Origin of the sequence: Enterobacter cloacae complex sp. IR5412, assembly GCF_049237385.1 — a bacterium.
Classification (GTDB): domain Bacteria; phylum Pseudomonadota; class Gammaproteobacteria; order Enterobacterales; family Enterobacteriaceae; genus Enterobacter; species Enterobacter intestinihominis.
Window position 1 is genome coordinate 274,345 of the sequence record NZ_JBMKHQ010000003.1, and the last position, 19,321, is coordinate 293,665.

A 19,321-nucleotide genomic window follows, 5' to 3' on the forward strand; every position below is an offset into this window, starting at 1 on the left:
TATGTTAAACAGTACCGTTCAGGCGTATACCCCATACCGGACCCCGTTTCTGTGCTGACAACTCTCATTTATCGAAGCCAGCTGAGCTTAACCTGCACCTCCGCAGCGTTAAGCGCGCTGGTTGAAAAGGCCAGGATCCGTAATACGGAGCAGGGCATCTCAGGCATTCTTCTCTCCAGTGGACGTGACGTTCTGCAAATTCTCGAAGGCACGGAACAGAACGTCGTCGCGCTTTTTAACACCATCCGTGCGGATGACCGGCATACCGGCGTGGTGGAGCTGATGCGCGATTACGGCCCGCGCAGACGTTTCGAAGACGTGGGAATGCTGCTGTTTGACCTGGATGTTCAGACCCCGAAAGCGGTTCTGGCGTCGGTTCTGCATTACAGCAAGCTGGAAAGCTATCTGACTTCTGAGGATCGGGTCTTCAAATTTATTCAGACCTTTATCACCGGCAAAACCGCTATCCCACCCGCTTCGGACTATGAGCCTGATAAATGGACGCTTTCGCGAGAGCGCGCGCCGTTTGGTAAAGGGTTAGGTCTGCTGGCGGGACAGCCCTGCCAGTTTGCGCTGCAACCCATTGTCGAGCCGTCCGAAGGCAAAATCAGTTCTCTCGAAGCGCTTATACGCGGAAACGACGGCGGCAGCCCGGAGCATTTCTTCCATAGTCTCGATCGTGAACAGATTTACGAAGTCGACCTGCAAACCAAAGCCTGGACCTTTGCGCTGGCGCAAAAGCTCGGCATCGGCAGCCACAAACTGGCGGTGAACCTGCTGCCAATGTCGCTGGTTAACGTGCCGGGCGCGGTAGAGTTCCTGGTAACGCAGATCAAAAAGCACAATCTACAGCCAGAGCAGGTGATCATTGAAGTCACTGAGAACGAGATGATATCTGGCTTCAACCAGTTTAACAGCGCCATTAAACAGCTGCGCGCGGAAGGGGTTGGGCTGGCGATAGATGATTTTGGTTCCGGCTATGCTGGTCTTTCACTGCTCACGCGGTTCCAGCCGGATAAGCTCAAAATCGACAGAGAGATCGTCAGCGATATCCACCTGAGCGGGCCCAAGCAGGCGATTGTGAAGTCGATAATCAGCTGCTGCACCGATCTGGAGATTACGCTGGTCGCAGAAGGCATTGAGAAGATAGAAGAGTGGTGCTGGCTTGAATCCGCCGGTATTCGCCGCTTCCAGGGCTTTTTGTTCGCCCGCCCGCAGCTCAATGGCGTGGGTGATATTCACTGGCCCCATCGGGTGGGTTAAGCAAATTGTCCCTCGCCATATTTCCCCGACACCCTGCCTGTGCTTAAATAGCTAAACCGGTTTAACATTATTTAGCTAAGAAGGTGATATGGAGACGATCTGGGTACTTGGCGATGCAGTGGTGGATCTGTTGCCCGACGGAGAGGGCAAACTGCTGCAATGTCCTGGCGGCGCACCGGCCAACGTTGCGGTAGGGGTAGCGCGTCTGGGAGGCAGAAGCGCCTTTATAGGCCGGGTGGGCGACGACCCCTTCGGGCGTTTTATGCAAAAAACGCTTGCGGATGAGCAGGTTAATACAGAATTGCTGAGACGGGATCCGCGGCATCGCACCTCCACGGTGGTGGTGGATCTCGATGACGACGGGGAACGTTCATTTACCTTTATGGTTCGCCCGAGTGCTGATCTGTTCCTTGACGCCGCCGATCTCCCGCCATTCCGCGCCGGGGAGTGGCTGCACGTCTGCTCTATCGCGCTTAGCGCCGAACCCAGCCGTTCCGCGACGTTTCAGGCGATGGCCGCTATCAGACAGGCGGGCGGTTTCGTCAGCTTTGACCCCAATATCCGCGCCGATCTCTGGCACGATGAAGTCGAGCTGCGCCAGTGTCTTGAGCGGGCATTAGCCTGTGCAGATGTGGTGAAAATCTCGGTGGAAGAGCTGGCGTTCTTGACCGGAAATGCGCAGGTCCATGAGGGGCTGGCGGCGCTGATGCGCACCTGTCCGGCCAGGCTGGTGCTGGTGACGCAGGGAAAAGAGGGCGTGACCGCCTGGCAGGGAGGCGCGTTGACGCACTATCCTGCATCACCCGTGGAATGCATTGATACCACCGGTGCGGGGGATGCTTTCGTCGCCGGGCTGCTGTTCGGTCTGGCACGTCATGGCCAGGCCCGTCTCTCAGAGGTCATCACGTTAGCGCAGCGCTGCGGAGCGCTGGCGACAACCGCAAAAGGGGCAATGACCGCGCTGCCTTATCATCACGAACTGTAATTCACCTCTCCAGGCCTCCGGTCGGCGGCCTGAATTGTCGCCTCGATCACACTTACTAAAACGGTTTAGCAAAAAACGTTGCCGATTCAAAATTCAACGGTTTAGTATCATCAGCCTAAACCGGTTTAGCAATTTAGCACTTTTACCGATAGTTATTAGGGATGCGACAAAATGTATAAAAAACGCAGACTTGCCGTGATGATAGGCATGCTGGCCGGCTGTACCTCTGTTTTTGCCCAGACGGATATGACCCGTATCGAAGCGCGCCTGGCAGCGCTGGAGCAGCGTTTGCAGGAGGCGGAAACCCGTGCGCAGGTTGCTGAAAAACGCGCCACGGCAGCGGAACAGAAAACGCAGCAACTGGTGGCTGCGCAGCAGGAAGCGCAAACCTCCACACAGGCGGTGGCGCAACGTACCACTGCGCTGGAAGAGAAAGCCGATCGGACAGGCGGTTTTGAGTTTCACGGTTACGCCCGTTCCGGGCTGCTGATGAACGACGCTGCCTCCAGCAGCAAAAGCGGTCCTTATCTGACACCCGCCGGGGAAACGGGTGGGGCCATCGGGCGTCTGGGGAACGAAGCGGATACCTACGTTGAGCTGAATGTTGAGCACAAACAGACGCTGGAAAATGGCGCGACGACGCGCTTTAAGGCGATGCTGGCCGACGGTCAGAAAACCTATAACGACTGGTCGGCAGACAGCAGCGACCTGAACATTCGTCAGGCCTTTGCCGAGCTGGGCACTTTGCCGGACGTTACCGGCGCGCTGAAAGGCAGCACCTTCTGGGCGGGTAAGCGTTTTGACCGCGACAACTTCGACATTCACTGGCTGGATTCCGACGTGGTATTTCTCGCCGGGACCGGCGGCGGCGTCTATGACGTGAAGTGGAACGATACGCTGCGCAGTAACTTCTCCCTTTATGGCCGTAACTTCGGCAGCGAAGAGGAGATCGACAACAACGTCCAGAACTACATCTTAAGCATGAACCACTTCGCCGGGCCGGTGCAGTTGATGGTCAGCGGCTTACGGGCAAAAGATAATGACGACCGTAAGGACAGCAACGGCGATCCGATTAAAACCGACGCGGCCAATAACGGGGTACATGCGCTGGTTGGTCTGCATAACGAGAGCTTCTACGGCCTGCGGGAAGGTTCCGCCAAAACGGCGCTGCTTTACGGCCACGGTCTGGGGGCCGAGGTGAAAAGCATTGGTGCAGACGGCGCATTGCTGTCAGAAGCCGATACCTGGCGTTTTGCAAGTTACGGTGTCACGCCGCTGGGCGGTGGCTGGCACATTGCGCCCGCCGTGCTGGCGCAAAGCAGTAAGGACCGCTACGTGAAGGGCGACAGCTATGAGTGGGTCACGCTCAATACGCGTCTGATCAAAGAGGTGACCCAGAATTTCGCCCTCGCGTTCGAGGGCAGTTATCAATACATGGATTTAAACCCGGAAGGCTACAAGGATCGCAATGCGGTTAACGGTAGCTTCTACAAGCTAACCTTTGCCCCGACGTTAAAGGCGGGCAAGATTGGCGATTTCTTCAGCCGTCCGGAGCTGCGCCTGTTCGCCACCTGGATGGACTGGAGCAGCAAGCTGGATAACTACGCCAGCGATGACGCCTTTGGCAGCAGCGGCTTCAATGCGGGTGGGGAATGGAACTTTGGGGTGCAGATGGAAACCTGGTTTTAACCCTTCACGCTCCCGCATTGCGGGGGCGTTTCGAACATCATAAAAAGAGGTCAGGAAGAGGTATCTATGGATTTTAATCATATTGCGCGCGAGCTGATTCCGCTGCTCGGTGGCAAAGAGAACATTGCCAGCGCGGCACATTGCGCCACGCGCCTTCGTCTGGTGCTGGTCGATGATGCGCTTGCCGACCAGCAGGCTATCGGCAAGGTTGAAGGCGTGAAAGGCTGTTTTCGAAATGCCGGGCAGATGCAGGTGATCTTCGGCACAGGGGTGGTGAATAAGGTTTACACCGCGTTTATTCAGGCGGCAGGGATTAGCGAGTCCAGTAAATCGGAAGCGGCGGATATTGCAGCCCGCAAGCTGAACCCGTTCCAGCGCATCGCGCGTCTGCTCTCCAACATCTTCGTGCCGATTATTCCGGCGATCGTGGCCTCGGGTCTGCTGATGGGCCTGCTCGGGATGGTTAAAACCTACGGCTGGGTTAATCCGGATAACGCGCTCTATATCATGCTGGATATGTGCAGCTCGGCGGCGTTTATTATTCTGCCGATCCTGATTGGCTTCACCGGCGCGCGGGAGTTTGGCGGCAACCCGTATCTGGGCGCAACGCTCGGCGGCATCCTGACTCATCCGGCGCTGACCAACGCCTGGGGCGTAGCGTCCGGCTTCCACACCATGAACTTCTTCGGTCTTGAAATCGCCATGATTGGCTATCAGGGAACCGTCTTCCCGGTACTGCTGGCGGTGTGGTTTATGAGCATTGTGGAAAAACAGCTTCGCCGGGCGATCCCGGATGCGTTAGATCTGATCCTGACGCCGTTCCTGACCGTCATTATCTCCGGCTTTATCGCGCTGTTGATTATTGGCCCGGCGGGACGCGCGCTGGGCGACGGGATCTCCTTTATTCTTAGCACCCTGATTGCCCACGCGGGCTGGCTGGCCGGGCTGTTGTTTGGTGGGCTCTATTCGGTGATTGTCATTACCGGCATTCACCACAGCTTCCACGCTATTGAGGCCGGACTGCTGGGTAACCCGTCGATTGGCGTGAACTTCCTGCTGCCGATCTGGGCGATGGCGAACGTGGCGCAGGGCGGGGCATGTCTGGCGGTGTGGTTCAAAACCCGTGATGCCAAAATCAAAGCCATTACCTTACCGTCGGCGTTTTCCGCGATGCTGGGCATCACCGAAGCGGCAATTTTTGGCATCAACCTGCGTTTCGTGAAGCCGTTTATCGCGGCGCTGATCGGTGGCGCAGCGGGCGGTGCCTGGGTAGTGTCGGTGCATGTCTACATGACCGCCGTTGGGCTGACGGCGCTTCCCGGTATGGCGATCGTTCAGGCCAGCTCGCTGCTCAACTATATTATCGGCATGGTGATTGCCTTTGGCGTGGCGTTCACCGTCTCTCTGCTGCTGAAATATAAAACGGACTCTGAATAATGACCTTACCTTCCCGCTGGCCTGCCGTGTTGCAGGCAGTTATGCAAGGCCAGCCGCGTGCGCTGGCGGACAGCCACTATCCGCAGTGGCATCCCGCACCGGTGACAGGGCTGATGAACGATCCGAACGGCTTTATCTGGTTTGCCGGACGTTACCATCTGTTTTATCAGTGGAACCCGCTGGGCTGTGAACATCGCTACAAGTGCTGGGGGCACTGGAGCTCAGCAGATCTGGTGCACTGGCAGCACGAGCCAATGGCGCTGATGCCTGACGAAGAGTATGACCGCAATGGCTGTTACTCCGGCAGCGCCGTGGATAACAACGGCGTGCTGACCCTGTGCTATACCGGCAACGTTAAGTTTGACGATGGCGGCCGCACCGCCTGGCAGTGTCTGGCGGTGCAAAATGACGACGGCACGTTTGCCAAACTGGGACCGGTGTTGCCCCTGCCGGACGGGTATACCGGGCACGTCCGCGACCCGAAAGTGTGGCGCCATGACGGGCAGTGGTACATGGTGCTCGGGGCGCAGGATCAGCATAAGCGCGGCAAGGTGCTGCTGTTTACGTCAGCCGATTTGCACACCTGGGCGTCCTGCGGCGAAATCGCCGGTCACGGCGTCAATGGACTCACGGACGCGGGCTATATGTGGGAGTGCCCGGATCTGTTTGCGCTTGATGGCACACACGTCTTGATCTGCTGCCCACAGGGGCTGGCGCGCGAACCGCATCGCTATCTCAACACCTATCCGGCCGTCTGGATGAGTGGGGCATTTGATTATCAAACGCCTGCATTTGCGCACGACGAATTGCATGAGCTTGATGCCGGTTTCGAATTTTACGCGCCGCAAACCACGGTGGCAGAAGACGGCCGCCGCATCCTCATCGGCTGGATGGGCGTGCCGGACGGCGAAGAGATGCTCCAGCCTACACGGGTGCACGGCTGGATCCACCAGATGACCTGTCCGCGCGAGCTGCGCTACCGCGACGGTAAGCTCTGGCAAACGCCGGTCCGTGAGCTGGAAACGCTGCGCGAGGATGAACATCACTGGCAGGGACGCGCCAGCGATGCCCCGGTGTTGGAGGGAACGCGTCTTGAGTTCGAACTGAGCGCATCGTGCGTAAACGTGGATTTTGCCGGCGCGTTGCGGCTGATTATGGATGATGCGGGGATCCGTCTGGAACGCGCCAGCCTGGAAACCGGAGAGACGTTGACCCGCTACTGGCAGGGCACTGTTCATCATTTACGCGTGCTGTGTGACCGTTCCAGCGTCGAAATTTTCATCAATCACGGTGAAGGCGTCATGAGCAGCCGCTATTTTCCTGACCATCCGGCCCAGGTTCGCTTCGAAGGTGCGTCCGACATCACATTACGCTACTGGTCGCTGCGCAGCTGCATGATAGAATAGGGGTTTTGGCAGCCGGATCTAAGTCGTTGTGAGAAAAACAAAACGCGTCACCATTAAAGATATCGCGGAGCTGGCGGGGGTATCAAAAGCCACCGCCAGTCTGGTTCTGAACGGCCGCAGCAAAGAGCTTCGGGTGGCGGAGGAGACACGCGAGCGTGTGCTGGCGATTGCCAAAGAACATCATTATCAGCCCAGTATTCACGCCCGTTCGCTGCGGGACAACCGCAGCCACACCATTGGTCTGGTGGTGCCGGAAATCACCAACTACGGGTTTGCCGTTTTTTCTCATGAGCTGGAGACCCTCTGCCGCGAGGCGGGTGTTCAGCTGCTGATCTCCTGTAGCGATGAAAATCCGGGCCAGGAGACGGTGGTGGTCAATAACATGGTGGCCCGCCAGGTGGACGGGCTGATTGTCGCCTCCAGCATGCTCAACGACGCGGATTATCAAAAGCTGAGCGAGCAGTTGCCCGTTGTGCTCTTTGACCGTCATATGAACGACAGTTCTCTGCCGCTGGTCCTCACCGATTCAATTACCCCGACCGCCACGCTGGTGGCCGACATTGCGCGCCAGCATCCGGATGAGTTCTACTTCCTCGGCGGCCAGCCGCGGCTTTCCCCGACGCGTGACCGTCTGGAAGGGTTTAAGCAGGGGCTGCGTGACGCTGGCGTCGAGTTACGTCCGGAGTGGATTATTCATGGTAATTACCATCCGAGCTCCGGCTACGAAATGTTTGCCGAACTTTGCGCGCGCCTGGGCCGCCCGCCAAAAGCCCTTTTTACCGCCGCCTGCGGTCTGCTGGAAGGGGTGTTGCGCTATATGGGGCAACATAATCTGCTGCAAAGCGATATGCGTCTGGCCAGCTTTGACGATCACTATCTCTATGATTCTCTGACCATTCCTGTCGATACCGTTCGTCAGGATAACCGTCAGCTCGCCTGGCACTGCTTTGATCTGATTGGCAAACTGATTGAAGGGGAAACGCCGGAGCCAATCCAGCGTAAACTGGATGCCACACTGCAACGGCGATACAAGGCCGTGGAGTGACAGGGTAACGTCTGACGGATATATCAATAACTTTAATTAATTAAAGATCGGATTCAGCCGATAACCAAAGGGAAATTAAATCCCTGAGGTGTGTTATGTCGTTGAAAAAATCATCCCTGATTATCCTGTTTTCTCTGCTTTTCTTCTTTGTGGTCAGCACCATCACCAGCGTTGGGCTCATCATTAAAAGTAATACTTCGCTGGATAATGTGAACAAAGAAATTCAGGTGGTCCTGTCCATTATTGATCCCATTAACCATAGCCGAACCCTGCGCGTCAGGGTTATGGAGTATGTAAAAATGGTGGAAGCGGGGGACGCCACCGACTCGTCTGCGAAACTGGCCTCGGTTAAAGAGGCGCTGACCAAAGCCGATAGTGCATTTTCGGCGTTTATGGCCTCGCCGCGTTTGCAGGACGAAGCCCCGCTGGTCACTGCCTACCAGCAGGCGTGGCAAAACTACCGTAACCAGGGACTGGCACCGCTGATTGCCGCTGCCGCCGCTCACGATGTGTCGCGGTTCAACGCTCTTATTCCCGTGGTGTCTCAACTCGATCGCCAATATGAAATTGTGCTCGATCAGGTTCTCTCCGTTCACCAGAAGTACGCCAAAACGCTGAACGAGGATGCGAGCCATAATTTTGTGTCGGGTCTGGTTATTATCGCCTGCATTGCGGTGCTGTTCGTGGTGGTGATCCTCGTCGTCAGCCTGCTGATGAAACGCGTGGTCTTTGCGCCAGTGAACCTGGCGCGCGAGCACTGTCGACAGATTGCGGCCGGGAAGCTGGACGTACCGGTACCGATCAAGCGTGATTCCGGGAATGAAATCGATCACCTGATGTCCTCGATGGAGCAGATGCGCCAGGCGCTGCTCTCCACCATTTGTCAGGTGCGCGATGCCAGCCACACCGTAACGCATGCGGCGCAGGAAATTGCCTCCGGCAATATCGACCTGGCCTCCCGTACCGAGCAACAGGCTTCTGCCCTGACCCAGACGGCCGCCAGCATGGAAGAGCTGAGCGCGACGGTGGCGAATAACACCGATAACGTGTTCCAGGCCGGTAAGCTGGTGCAGGATGCCGTGAAAAATGCCCATACCGGTGAAGCGGTAACCCGTGAAGTCATCGAAACGATGAATACTATCGCGTCCAACTCGAAGCGTATTGAGGACATCACCAGTGTCATCAACAGTATTGCTTTCCAGACTAATATTCTGGCGCTGAACGCGGCCGTTGAAGCGGCGCGTGCCGGTACGCAGGGGCGAGGATTTGCCGTGGTGGCAAGTGAAGTGCGCACCCTGGCCCAGAAAAGCGCGGTGGCGGCGAAGGATATCGAAAGCCTTATCGCCCAGTCTGTTTCCAGCGTGAAAAACGGTGCGGAACTGGTGAATCGTTCGGGAGAGGTGATTGATTCTATTATCAGCTCTGTGAATAAAGTGCATACGCTGATGGAACAGATTTCGGTTGCCTCAGAAGAGCAGAGCCGTGGAATTGGTCAGGTTGGGCAGGCCGTAACGGAGATGGACGGTGTGACCCAGCAGAACGCGGCGCTGGTGCAGCAATCCGCCGCAGCCGCGGCCTCGCTCGAGGAGCAGGCGCAGCAGCTGTCGCAGAGTATTTCGAGTTTTCGTCTGCCGGCAATTGCGTGATTAAATGAGGAAGGCTCCTGTTGGAGCCTTTTTAATGTCTGCATTCAGCCGCTGCACAATCTCCTTCAGCCATTACTGTTATCCGTACAAAGCCGCTATCACATAAATTTTATCTTTCCCCGGCAATATTTCTGTTCCTCATCCGTCTACCTCATCAGAGACCATAATCATTCAACATAAACGAGGTACACATGAGAAATTTTGATATGCACGGAAAAGGTCACGGACGTGGTTTGGGCCGCCATCGTATGTACAAGGGCATCGTGATAGGCGCAGTCCTGTTCGTGGTGCTTGGCCTGCTGGTCATGTCCCTGTGGAACGCGTTACTCCCGGCCATCCTGGGGGTTAAAGCCATTGGCTTCTGGCAGGCGCTGGGGATCCTGCTGCTGAGCCGCATTCTTTTCGGTGGGCTGGGTTTTCGTCCAGGCAGGTTCGGTGCACACCGTCGTATGCACGCACAATGGATGAATATGACCCCCGAACAACGTGAGGCCTTCATTCAGCAGCGTCGGGCAGGATTTGGGCGTCATGGTCATTGCCGGTGGCACGATGACCGGGATGAGAAGCGAGATGATAACGCTGCGAAAGCGCCGGAAGTCGAGTGAGCGATATGAAAGCCGGTGACGCGGGGGAATCATTACTGATCTCGGCACTCAATGCCTGCCGCGCACGGCTAAAAGCCTTCATTCGCGGACGGACTGCGGTTCGTGATGATGTCGATGATATTCTTCAGGAAGTGACCTGGCAGTTGATGAAAGTGGAACAACCGGTGGAGAACGTCGCCGCCTGGCTGTTTCGCGCCGCGCGGAATGAGATGATCGACCGGGCGCGAAAAAAGCATGAGGTTTCACTGCCGGGGTACCTGACGGCAGATGACGAGGACTTTCCGGAGCAGGAGATTGCAGAAACGTTATTCGGCGTACCGCAAACCCCGGAGGAGGAGTATCTCAACATGCTGCTGTGGGAAGAGTTGGGGCAAGCCCTGTCGGAACTGCCGCCACCACAGCGCGAGGTGTTTGAAAAAACGGAATTTGACGGATACACCATGAAGGCGCTGGCGGAGGAAACGGGCGACAGCGTGCAGGCGTTATTATCCCGCAAACACAAAGCCGTGCGATTTTTGCGTAGTCGCCTCAAGGATATTTATGAAGCGTTGACAGGGCAATAAAGTTCGACCACTCTGAAAAACAATATCTTAGAGGGGTCGTTATGCTTCAACTGTTAGCAAAGAAAAAGATGCTGTTACTCTCTGCTCTGCTGGTTTCAGGGTTGGTCAGGGCAGAGGAGTCGCTTCCGGATGTGGTAAAGCACTTCAGTGAGCAGCAGGATATCAAAATCATTAAGAAAATTGATGCCCCCGGCGGCGCGCCAGCGTGGCTGGGGCAGTATCAGGACATGGGCGTGACGCTCTTTCTGACCCCTGACGGAAAGCACGTGGTGTCTGGCTATCTGTATGATGAGAAGGGAACCAACCTCAGCGAGGCCTTTTTCCAGAAAGAGATCTACGCCCCGATGGGCCGCGAGATGTGGAAAAAGCTCAATGCGGCGCATCCGCTGAAAGAGGGCGCGGAGAGCGCCCCGCGCAAAGTCTTTGTTTTTGCCGACCCGTTCTGCCCGTACTGCAAGCAGTTCTGGGCTGAAGCGCAGCCGTGGGTGAAGGCCGGCAAGGTCCAGCTCAACACGCTGCTGGTTGCGTTTCTTAACCCGAACAGCGGGCGTAACGCCTCCGCGATCCTGAATGCCAAAGATCCGGTGTCGGTCTGGAAAGAGTACGAGCTGTCCGGCGGTAAAAAGCTGCCTAAACCTGAAGGGGTGGCTTCACGGGAAACTGTTGAGATCCTGCAAAATCACCAGACGCTTATGGACAGTCTCGGCGCGAATGCCACACCGGCTATTTATTACCTGAATGAGCAAAACGAACTGCAGCAGGTCGTGGGCATGCCAGACGCAAAACAGCTTGAGGCGATGTTCGGGCCGAAGCCGTAAAAAAAAGCAGAAACAGGACGTTTCTGCCTTTTGTCAGTCAACTACCCCAGCGCCCCCGGAGGTAATTTACGGCCTCCTGCGTCTGCGGCTGGTTAAGATAGTCTTCACGGAACAGGATGGTGCCTTTTACGTCTGGCAGTGAATCGTTGAGGTCGAGCTGTTTTTTCAGCTCCGGTACGCCGCCGTTCACCGTCCAGTCCGGTTCGTTTCTGGAAGGCGCGCCCACTTTGTAGAATGCGATCCCGATATACAGGCGGGTATGGGTCGGTTTCACCACGTCAGCCCACCATTTTGTCAGCACATCGTATCGTGCCGCGTCGCGGGCGAAGGGCCAGTAGATCTGCGGCGCAATGTAATCCAGTAAACCCTGCTGTACCCACTTACGCGTGTCAGCGTAGGATTCATCGTAGGCTGCGGCACCGCGCGTGTCCGATCCTGCCGGGTCGAAGGAGCGGTTGCGCCATACACCCGCCGGGCTGACGCCAAATTCAACCTCAGGCTTTGCCTGCTTGATCGCCCTTGATACCTGCACAATCAGCTGCTGCGTATTGTGTCGACGCCAGTCAGCTTTCGACGCAAATCCCTCGCCGTAGCGCCTGAAGGTCCAGGCATCGTTCAGGGTTGAGCCCGGCGTCTCGGTGTAAAAATAGTCATCGAACTGAACGCCGTCGACAGGGTAGCGATTCACCACTTCCATCACCACCTGGGTTATCCAGTCCCGCACCTCGGGAATGCCCGGGTCGAGAACAAAACGATCCCCCGAGGTGCGGATCCACTCCGGATGCTGGACGTAGACGCTGGAGGGATGAAGCGACGAGGTACGGTTAAGCGCCGCGATGGTCGACGGCTTCGTGTTGGTGGAGACGCGGTAAGGGTTGAACCAGGCGTGAACCTTCATCCCGCGCTTGTGCGCTTCATCCAGCATAAACTGGAGCGGATCGTAACCAGGGTCTTCCCCGATACTCCCCGTCAGGGTATCTGACCACGGCAGTATTTCAGAGGCCCACAGCGCCGTACTGTCCGGTTTTACCTGAAAGAAGACGGTGTTGATCCCAAGCTTTTTCAGCTTATCGAGCTTGTCCGTCAGCGCCTTCTGTTGCTGGGCGATACGCTGGTCCGCGCTGCGGCCATTCACCGATGACACGGGGGGCCAGTCGAGACGGGAGACGGTCGCCAGCCAGATCCCGCGCATGGGTTCGTTAGTCTGCTGTACAGGTTTCGCCTGCGGCAGCGGGGTAACGAGTGATTTGGGTGGTTTGGAAGTGCAACTTACCAGTAAAAGCGCGCAGCCAAGCAGCGCGCCAGTCCGTTTTACGTGTCGCATCATTTGCTTGTTAGCTCCTGGGTGTCCGGCCATCCGTCCAGGGATTAAACGCCGGTTCGTCCTGTTCCTCGTTACCGTCATCGTGAAGGGAGTCGAGGTAGAGGGCTTCAACTTCCGCCCGCGCCCATGGGGTCCGGCGCAGGAACTTCAGACTCGATTTAACACTCGGGTCCTTGCGAAAACAGTTGATTTTGATTCGGTTGCCCAGTTCATTCCAGCCATATCGCGCAACCAGCGCGTTAACCTGCATTTCAAGCGTTACGCCATGCAAAGGATCGTTGGAAATAGGTGCTGTCATAGGCGTCCGGTAGTCTCATTTTTTATGGGGATGTGATAAACGCTCAAAGGTTACAAGAAAGCAGGGGACGCGGCAATTTCAGCGTGAGGTTCTTCACCCGTAAAGGGTGAAGAGGATTTCCGGTTAATACTATTTTTTAAACAGTTCAGGTGCCCACGGCGTCGGGTCTACCTCCATAAAGGGTGCACGCTCAAAGCGGGACTTCAGCGCCCAGGGCACCGTACAGTCGAAAATCGTTTTGCAGGTGATCCCGTTGCCACGAATGGAGGGACTGTAATCCGGTGCCTGAGACGGATCGAGCTGGTGACCGCGGATCCCCGGCAGATGGGTGATACTGACATCGCCCTGCATACGGGTCGTCATCGCCCACAAAATGTCGTCGCTGTCGAAAATATCCACGTCTTCGTCGACGAGAATAATATTTTTAAGCTCGGAATAGGTGGCTAACGCGATGAGGGCCGCCTGACCCTGACGCCCTTCGTCAGAAGGCTGGCGTTTTTTAACCTGCAATACCCCAAGGAATTTGCCCCCGCCAGCGGTATGCGCATAGACGTTTTGCAGGAAACCGGGGATGGCTTCTTCCACCGCATTCCGGATGCTGGCCTCCGTTGGCAAACCGGCCAGCGTGGTGTGCTCTTCGCCCGGTCCTACCAGGGTTTGCAGGATCGCCTGATGACGCATCGTGACGGCCTTCACTTTGATTACCGGTAAGGAGGGGTTAGCCTCCCCGCAGTAGCCGGGAAATTCCGGCATCGCGTGCCCGGTGTGGGTATGCTGATCTTCTTCTACGCGCACGCCCGGCAGCAGTTCGCCTTCGATGATTATTTCCGCACGCGCAATCGCTTTTTCCTGTACGGCCACACCCTGCACCAGCTCGACGGGGGCCTGACGTAACGCGCCGGCGACACCCAGCTCGTTGTAGCCGAAGGGCGTAGTAGGGGCTTCGAAACAAGCGCCAATATAGATAGCGGGATCGAGACCCATATTGATCGTGACCGGCAAGGGTTTGCCCGCCTCTTCGGCTTTCTTACGGAACACTTCAATATGGCGGCCCGCGGCAAGGAACATGGAGAGCTCATCGCGCTCCTGAACGCAAAGACGGTGAATAGTGACATCGGTCAGCGAGGCGTCTTCCGGATCGCTTGCCAGCACCAGCCCCAGACAGAAGAACGGACCGGCATCTATCGGCGTGTTGGTCGGTGCCGGAAGCAATTTACGCAGATCGAAGTCCGGATCGTCGGCATAAAACACCTGCTCCTGACACGGCGCCTGGTCCGCCGGGACCACAACGGGAGCAATCGGGTTTTTCACCGCCTGGCCGACATGTTTTGCCAGTTCAGAGGGCTCGCAGCCCAACAGGAGCGCCGCCCGCTCGCGGCTGGCGTGCATACCGACCAGAATACGGGAGTCGGGATACCCCTTAATAGCGTTAAACATCATGGCCGGGCCGATGCGCGTCGGACGTTTTACCGTGCCGCCAGCACCAATGTGCCGGTACACACCCGCCAGCTCCGCGTCAGGATCGACCGGATGGCTGGTTTCAAGGTATTGACCTTCATGGCGTTTAAGCAGTTCGATAGCACTTCTGAGATCGTTGATGTGGTTTTCCATATTTTCCCCCTCGGATGATTGCATCCATTCTTAACCGGACGAAGAAGGCTATCAATTGCATCATTCATGCTATTTTAATATGAATTTTATTATCAATAATGAAGGCACAGTATGAAGTTTCGACTGATGCGCAATTTTATCGTGGTGGCGGAAGAGCTTCACATGCATCGTGCGGCGGAGCGCCTTAACATGGCGCAACCGGCACTAAGCCAGCAAATCAAAACGCTTGAAGATCGTCTGGGGGTAGTGCTCTTTAGCCGGGCGAATCGTCGCCTGACGCTGACGCCAGCCGGTGAGGCGTTTCTCAGTAAAGCCAGAGTGGCGATTTTTATGACCGATCAGGCGATTCTGGATGCCAGACAGACGGCCAGAGGGGAACAGGGCGTGCTGAATCTCGGATGCGTTTCAAGCGCGATATTCGACAGTAAGCTGCCCGACGCGCTGCGGCTTTTACATGAGAAATGGCCAGCCATCAGCCTTTCCATGATGACGGGAAACGTGCAAACACTTTATACCGGCGTGCAAAGCAACCAGCTGGATGTGGCCATTATTCGTGCCCCGTTACCGCTGCTGCCTGACGATCTTCAAAGTCGTCCTTTCACAACGGAAAAAGCCGTGCTGGCCTTACCTCGTCAACACAGTCTGGCGGGCTCCGCCGCGCTGACGCTTGCGTCGGTGAAAGAGGAGAAGTGGATCGCCCTGCGCGACCCGGAGGGGATGGGGCTGGAGCAATATTTCTATGATGCCTGCCACAGCGCGGGCTTACAGCCTGACGTTGTGCAAAATGCCACCGATGTCCCCACGGTGATAAGCCTTGTCTCGGCAGGGTTTGGTATCGCCATGCTGCCCGCCTCAGCGAAGGCGATATGCGTACAAAACGTCGTCTTTGTGGATATTCTTGACCGACTCCGGGAGAGCGAGCTGACGCTGGTTTGCCACCGGATTATTCGCTCTGAGGTGCTGAAAAAATTGATGAGTATCCTCGATCATACCTGACGTCCGGCGGCCTGAAGAAGCTGTTCACGTAGCCAGCGATTAGCCGGATCCTGACTGTTTTTCGGGTGCCAGTACATACCGATGACGATCGGCGGGAGATCCAGCGGCGGCGGAAAAATATCAAGCGTTTGCGTAAAGCGTAGCAACATGCGCCTGGGTAGGGTGCAGAGTAAATCGGTACCGGCAACAATCGCAGGCGCCATCGCATAGCTTTGCGTCGACATCACCACGTTACGCTGGTGGCCAAGCCCCGCCAGATGCTGATCGACAAAGCCCGCGAACGGGTCGCCCTCGGATGAAACCACCAGGTGTGAAAGACTACAATAGCTTTCCAGATCCACCGGCCCCGTACCGCGCGGATGGCCTTTCCGCTGGGCTGTGGCATATTCATCGTCAAACAGTTTGCGTCTGACCCATGCATCGTGCGCCCCCGCGTTAACGCCGATATAAATATCCACATCGCCATTTTCCATCTGCGCTGACAGCAGCTGGGTTTCCGGGAGCGCAAAACGCAGGCGGATACCTGGTGCCGCACTGCTAATCTGATTCTGCAACTCTGCCCCCAGCATTAGCGCCGGGTTTTCGTGCAGGGCAATAACAAAGGTGCGGTTGCTGTTCTGCGCGTTGAACGTGGTGGGTTCAAGCATCGCCGCTATGCCCTGCAAAACCGTCGCGACCTGCGGCCTTAACACTTCGGCGCGCGGCGTTGGTAACACCCCACGTCCGTGTGGGGAAGGGACAAACAGCGGCTCACCAAACAACACGCGCAGGCGTGCCAGGCGGGCAGACATTGCTGGCTGGCTGATGCCCAGCCGCGCGGCCGCATGGGTGATATTCTGGTCCCTGAGTAACGCATCCAGCGTCAGGATCAGGTCCATATCCATATCGGAGGGGGACATCTTATTTTGCGTCACGGTTGGTATAGGTCACCGGGACCCACGCGTAGCCTTCCCGCTCACCTTTCGTCACATAGCCGATCCCGGGGAAAGGCAGATGTGGCGCCGCAATCAGATCTTTGTTTTTCACAAACTCAGCGAAAGCTGCGTTGCGCACCCGGGCGGCGCCGTCCTGATCCTCATCGTAAGCAATCGTCACGTTGGGCTGCGGGAACTGAACTGCGGCGACGTGGATGATGTCGCCGACAAAGGTAATTTTTTCACCTTTGCTCTCCAGCGTGTAAAACGCGGAACCTGGGGTGTGGCCCGGGTGAACCGTACCGCTGATGCCCGGCAGAAGCTGTTCGGTGCCTGAGAAAGTCTTCATTTTTCCGGCATCCAGATAAGGCTTTAATGTCTTGTGCGCGACATCGAAGTAGTTCTGGTCATAGCCAGACTTTTTCTGGTTCGCGTCGTTAAAGAAGAAATCGATATCCGGTTTGCCGACATAGACCTGCGCGTGGGTAAACACGCGCTGACCGTCTTTGACCAGACCACCGGCGTGATCGGAGTGCGCATGGGTGATTAGAACATCGGTAATATCTTCGGGTTTGATGCCCTGGGTCGCCAGGCTTTCAATCAGCCGCCCGCCTTTGCCGGGGCCAAAGAGCTGACCGGAACCGGTATCCACCAGGATTTTGTGACCGGGCAAGGCGATATAAAACGCGTTAATCGATGCTTCCACCGGATTGGCCTGGAAGTTTTTGGCCAGTAACGCATCGGTATTTTCCGCCGTCGTCCGGCGCAGTAAGGCGTGCAGATCCTGCGGCACGCTGCCGTCCGTAAAGGCGGTGATAATCGTGTCGCCAACCTGAACGCTGTAGCCGCCAGCCTGCTGTTTCACCACATGCTGCGGAACGCTGGCCACCGCGTGGATCGCTGGAAAGAATAAAACTGAACCGGTCAACAGGGTTGATATCGCAAGTTTTTTCACAGTAAACATGATGGGCTCCTTAATAGTAAGTTCATCATAGTTCAACTGCGATTTTTGAGAACAGCAGGGGAGTGAATGTGACCTATCCATGAAATGGATAGGTCTGAGAGGATGCTTTACAGCACGCCGGTACCGCCGTCAGAGCACCACACTTGCCCGGAAGCGTATGAGCAGGAATCGGAGGCAAACAGCACATACAGCGGTGCGATTTCAACCGGCTGACCCGGTCTCCCCAGGGGCGTATCTTCCCCGAACTTCTGAACTTTAGACTGAGGCTGACCGCCGCTGGACTGAAGAGGCGTCCAGTATGGACCTGGCGCGACGGCATTCACCCGAATGCCACGCGGCCCAAGCTGCTGGGCCAGAGACTTGGTAAAGGCCACGTTACAGGCTTTGGTTTGCGCATAGTCCACCAGGATCGCGCTCGGTTTAAACGCCTGAACGGAAGTGGTGTTGATGATCACGGCACCTTCCTGCAAATGGCGCAGCGCAGCTTTGGTGATCCAGAAGGGGGCATAGACGTTGGTCTTAAACGTCGCGTCAAAATCTGCCGTGGTGAGATCGTCGATAGATTCACAGTACTGCTGGCGTCCGGCGTTATTCACCAGGATATCCAGGCCGCCCAGTTCGGCAACGGCTTTTTCCACCAGCGTGTCGCAGAAGGACTCCACGCGAATGTCGCCGGGAATGGCGACCGCTTTACGGCCTTCGGCCTGAATCAGCGCAATGACCGATGCCGCATCGGACTCCTCTTCCGGCAGATAGCCAATAGCGACATCTGCACCTTCACGGGCATAGGCGATGGCTACCGCGCGACCAATGCCGGAATCACCGCCGGTAATCAGCGCTTTTTTTCCTGCCAGTTTTCCTGACCCGATATAACTTGTTTCACCATGATCCGGTATTGGCTTCATTTCCGATGCCAGCCCGGGAGCCCTTTGCGGTTGTTCTGCAAACGGTGGACGAGGGTAATGCAGCGTGTGATTATTTCCTGTAGACATACCGGCCTCCTTAATAGTGAATTCCAAGATTAGTCGTTAATTAAACGTAAGCGGGCAAAATTGACAAATTCAGACAAATCTATATTCCAGTGGCGGATATAAAATATTTTCTCAAGCCAGCATGTAATACCAGAAAAGGGCGACCTCATCTTTTTCCGGCAGGGCGTTGTAAAGGTAACGATCGTAACCGCCCAGAATAAACCCATAGTGACGATAGAAAAGGCAGGCAGAAACATTAACGTTCTGCGTCTCCAGCCGTAAGCCGGGCGCATTGAGGCTTCGCGCCCAGACGTGGGTGGCAGACATCAGCTTGTGCGCCGCGCCCGTTCGGCGTTTTGAACGCTCCACGGCAATGTAATCCACCGAAATAAATTTATTCCAGTTGCAGGACGCGGTAATAAAACCGGCGATTTCACCGTCATCCGTTTCGGCGATAAGAAATATTGAATCGGGATTAACGCAATGATTTTCCAGCGTCTGGAGATCTAGTTCATAGGTTTTATGATAAGGATCGGTTAGCGCCTCGATATGCAAATCACCATTGAGAAAAGGCTCTCTGGCAATCTCATCGACCGTAAAAGAAAAATCACAACATTCAAGACGGGCGAGGTCGGTGCTTAATCCTTTTCGAATATGCATAGTATTCCTTAAGTGGGAGTTATAAATAGATAATAGACGAAGCGGCATACCCTGCTGGCATAACACTCTGTTCATCCTGGTCTAAGCTTGTATTTCGTTCCGCGTAAAATGTGGTCATTCGAGGAC

General features: G+C 56.1%; 18 protein-coding genes. 11 read left to right on the plus strand and 7 right to left on the minus strand.

Annotation, left to right across the window (positions count from 1 at the left end):
- The first annotated feature begins 51 nt into the window (after nt 1–51).
- The 10 genes from ACOTX2_RS07595 (at nt 52) to dsbG (ending at nt 11,457) form a co-directional block, all read left to right on the plus strand.
- Nucleotides 52–1,263: a diguanylate phosphodiesterase gene (locus ACOTX2_RS07595; protein ID WP_063147299.1), complete on the plus strand. Its 1,212-nt coding sequence runs from the start codon at nt 52–54 to the stop codon at nt 1,261–1,263.
- Between the two features lie 88 nt (nt 1,264–1,351).
- Nucleotides 1,352–2,248 carry an aminoimidazole riboside kinase gene (locus ACOTX2_RS07600; protein WP_421625898.1) on the plus strand — a complete coding sequence of 299 codons (897 nt, stop codon included), beginning with the start codon at nt 1,352–1,354 and terminating at the stop codon, nt 2,246–2,248.
- A gap of 171 nt (nt 2,249–2,419) precedes the next feature.
- A complete protein-coding gene (locus tag ACOTX2_RS07605; protein WP_063147301.1) occupies nt 2,420–3,937 on the plus strand; it encodes a carbohydrate porin in 1,518 nt (505 codons plus the stop codon).
- Between the two features lie 66 nt (nt 3,938–4,003).
- Entirely contained in the window at nt 4,004–5,374 is a 1,371-nt protein-coding gene (locus ACOTX2_RS07610; protein ID WP_063147302.1) for a sucrose-specific PTS transporter subunit IIBC, read from the plus strand.
- On the plus strand, nt 5,374–6,780 hold the full coding sequence (locus ACOTX2_RS07615) for a sucrose-6-phosphate hydrolase (protein ID WP_063147303.1): 1,407 nt from the start codon (nt 5,374–5,376) through the stop codon (nt 6,778–6,780). The genes ACOTX2_RS07610 and ACOTX2_RS07615 overlap by 1 nt, the downstream gene beginning before the upstream one ends.
- Nucleotides 6,781–6,808: 28 nt before the next feature.
- Complete coding sequence (locus ACOTX2_RS07620; RefSeq protein WP_017693400.1) at nt 6,809–7,825, plus strand: LacI family DNA-binding transcriptional regulator; 1,017 nt, start codon at nt 6,809–6,811, stop codon at nt 7,823–7,825.
- A 95-nt stretch (nt 7,826–7,920) separates the two neighbouring features.
- Nucleotides 7,921–9,471 (plus strand): methyl-accepting chemotaxis protein, encoded by a 1,551-nt coding sequence (locus ACOTX2_RS07625; protein ID WP_063147304.1) that lies wholly within the window; start codon nt 7,921–7,923, stop codon nt 9,469–9,471.
- Between the two features lie 191 nt (nt 9,472–9,662).
- Nucleotides 9,663–10,076: a hypothetical protein gene (locus tag ACOTX2_RS07630; RefSeq protein ID WP_022648171.1), complete on the plus strand. Its 414-nt coding sequence runs from the start codon at nt 9,663–9,665 to the stop codon at nt 10,074–10,076.
- Between the two features lie 5 nt (nt 10,077–10,081).
- Nucleotides 10,082–10,639: an RNA polymerase sigma factor gene (locus tag ACOTX2_RS07635; protein ID WP_180240181.1), complete on the plus strand. Its 558-nt coding sequence runs from the start codon at nt 10,082–10,084 to the stop codon at nt 10,637–10,639.
- Between the two features lie 41 nt (nt 10,640–10,680).
- The gene (dsbG, locus tag ACOTX2_RS07640) at nt 10,681–11,457 is read left to right on the plus strand and encodes a thiol:disulfide interchange protein DsbG (RefSeq protein ID WP_063147305.1); all 777 of its coding nucleotides are present in this window, start codon (nt 10,681–10,683) and stop codon (nt 11,455–11,457) included.
- Between the two features lie 37 nt (nt 11,458–11,494).
- Here dsbG and ACOTX2_RS07645 read toward each other — a convergent pair whose 3' ends face one another.
- The 3 genes from ACOTX2_RS07645 to ACOTX2_RS07655 form a co-directional block, all read right to left on the minus strand.
- Complete coding sequence (locus tag ACOTX2_RS07645) at nt 11,495–12,784, minus strand: glycoside hydrolase family 10 protein (RefSeq protein WP_063147306.1); 1,290 nt, start codon at nt 12,782–12,784, stop codon at nt 11,495–11,497.
- Between the two features lie 7 nt (nt 12,785–12,791).
- Nucleotides 12,792–13,079: a VF530 family DNA-binding protein gene (locus tag ACOTX2_RS07650; protein ID WP_022648167.1), complete on the minus strand. Its 288-nt coding sequence runs from the start codon at nt 13,077–13,079 to the stop codon at nt 12,792–12,794.
- A gap of 129 nt (nt 13,080–13,208) precedes the next feature.
- Nucleotides 13,209–14,690 (minus strand): UbiD family decarboxylase, encoded by a 1,482-nt coding sequence (locus ACOTX2_RS07655; protein WP_063147307.1) that lies wholly within the window; start codon nt 14,688–14,690, stop codon nt 13,209–13,211.
- 111 nt (nt 14,691–14,801) lie between these two features.
- Between ACOTX2_RS07655 and ACOTX2_RS07660 the strand changes: the two genes are divergently transcribed.
- A complete protein-coding gene (locus tag ACOTX2_RS07660) occupies nt 14,802–15,686 on the plus strand; it encodes a LysR substrate-binding domain-containing protein (protein WP_063147308.1) in 885 nt (294 codons plus the stop codon).
- Here the strand turns inward: ACOTX2_RS07660 and ACOTX2_RS07665 are convergent.
- The 4 genes from ACOTX2_RS07665 to ACOTX2_RS07680 all read right to left on the minus strand — a co-directional run bounded on the left by ACOTX2_RS07665 (nt 15,677) and on the right by ACOTX2_RS07680 (nt 19,195).
- Nucleotides 15,677–16,585 carry a LysR family transcriptional regulator gene (locus ACOTX2_RS07665; RefSeq protein WP_022648164.1) on the minus strand — a complete coding sequence of 303 codons (909 nt, stop codon included), beginning with the start codon at nt 16,583–16,585 and terminating at the stop codon, nt 15,677–15,679. The two genes, ACOTX2_RS07660 and ACOTX2_RS07665, sit on opposite strands and share 10 nt — an antisense overlap.
- A 1-nt stretch (nt 16,586) precedes the next feature.
- Nucleotides 16,587–17,564 carry an MBL fold metallo-hydrolase gene (locus ACOTX2_RS07670; protein WP_100148799.1) on the minus strand — a complete coding sequence of 326 codons (978 nt, stop codon included), beginning with the start codon at nt 17,562–17,564 and terminating at the stop codon, nt 16,587–16,589.
- Nucleotides 17,565–17,671: 107 nt separating this feature from the next.
- Nucleotides 17,672–18,556: an SDR family oxidoreductase gene (locus ACOTX2_RS07675; protein WP_022648162.1), complete on the minus strand. Its 885-nt coding sequence runs from the start codon at nt 18,554–18,556 to the stop codon at nt 17,672–17,674.
- 111 nt (nt 18,557–18,667) lie between these two features.
- Complete coding sequence (locus ACOTX2_RS07680; protein WP_022648161.1) at nt 18,668–19,195, minus strand: GNAT family N-acetyltransferase; 528 nt, start codon at nt 19,193–19,195, stop codon at nt 18,668–18,670.
- Nucleotides 19,196–19,321: the final 126 nt, after the last annotated feature.

What these genes read in the sequence shown, in the direction of transcription:
- ACOTX2_RS07645 (WP_063147306.1), bottom strand. Translation starts at nt 12,784, where the DNA reads ATGATGCGACACGTAAAACGGACTGGCGCGCTGCTTGGCTGCGCGCTT.
- ACOTX2_RS07625 (WP_063147304.1), top strand. Translation starts at nt 7,921, where the DNA reads ATGTCGTTGAAAAAATCATCCCTGATTATCCTGTTTTCTCTGCTTTTC.
- dsbG (WP_063147305.1), top strand. Translation starts at nt 10,681, where the DNA reads ATGCTTCAACTGTTAGCAAAGAAAAAGATGCTGTTACTCTCTGCTCTG.
- ACOTX2_RS07675 (WP_022648162.1), bottom strand. Translation starts at nt 18,556, where the DNA reads ATGTCTACAGGAAATAATCACACGCTGCATTACCCTCGTCCACCGTTT.
- ACOTX2_RS07615 (WP_063147303.1), top strand. Translation starts at nt 5,374, where the DNA reads ATGACCTTACCTTCCCGCTGGCCTGCCGTGTTGCAGGCAGTTATGCAA.
- ACOTX2_RS07605 (WP_063147301.1), top strand. Translation starts at nt 2,420, where the DNA reads ATGTATAAAAAACGCAGACTTGCCGTGATGATAGGCATGCTGGCCGGC.
- ACOTX2_RS07600 (WP_421625898.1), top strand. Translation starts at nt 1,352, where the DNA reads ATGGAGACGATCTGGGTACTTGGCGATGCAGTGGTGGATCTGTTGCCC.
- ACOTX2_RS07650 (WP_022648167.1), bottom strand. Translation starts at nt 13,079, where the DNA reads ATGACAGCACCTATTTCCAACGATCCTTTGCATGGCGTAACGCTTGAA.
- ACOTX2_RS07665 (WP_022648164.1), bottom strand. Translation starts at nt 16,585, where the DNA reads ATGTCCCCCTCCGATATGGATATGGACCTGATCCTGACGCTGGATGCG.
- ACOTX2_RS07630 (WP_022648171.1), top strand. Translation starts at nt 9,663, where the DNA reads ATGAGAAATTTTGATATGCACGGAAAAGGTCACGGACGTGGTTTGGGC.
- ACOTX2_RS07670 (WP_100148799.1), bottom strand. Translation starts at nt 17,564, where the DNA reads ATGTTTACTGTGAAAAAACTTGCGATATCAACCCTGTTGACCGGTTCA.
- ACOTX2_RS07610 (WP_063147302.1), top strand. Translation starts at nt 4,004, where the DNA reads ATGGATTTTAATCATATTGCGCGCGAGCTGATTCCGCTGCTCGGTGGC.
- ACOTX2_RS07655 (WP_063147307.1), bottom strand. Translation starts at nt 14,690, where the DNA reads ATGGAAAACCACATCAACGATCTCAGAAGTGCTATCGAACTGCTTAAA.
- ACOTX2_RS07680 (WP_022648161.1), bottom strand. Translation starts at nt 19,195, where the DNA reads ATGCATATTCGAAAAGGATTAAGCACCGACCTCGCCCGTCTTGAATGT.
- ACOTX2_RS07660 (WP_063147308.1), top strand. Translation starts at nt 14,802, where the DNA reads ATGAAGTTTCGACTGATGCGCAATTTTATCGTGGTGGCGGAAGAGCTT.
- ACOTX2_RS07635 (WP_180240181.1), top strand. Translation starts at nt 10,082, where the DNA reads ATGAAAGCCGGTGACGCGGGGGAATCATTACTGATCTCGGCACTCAAT.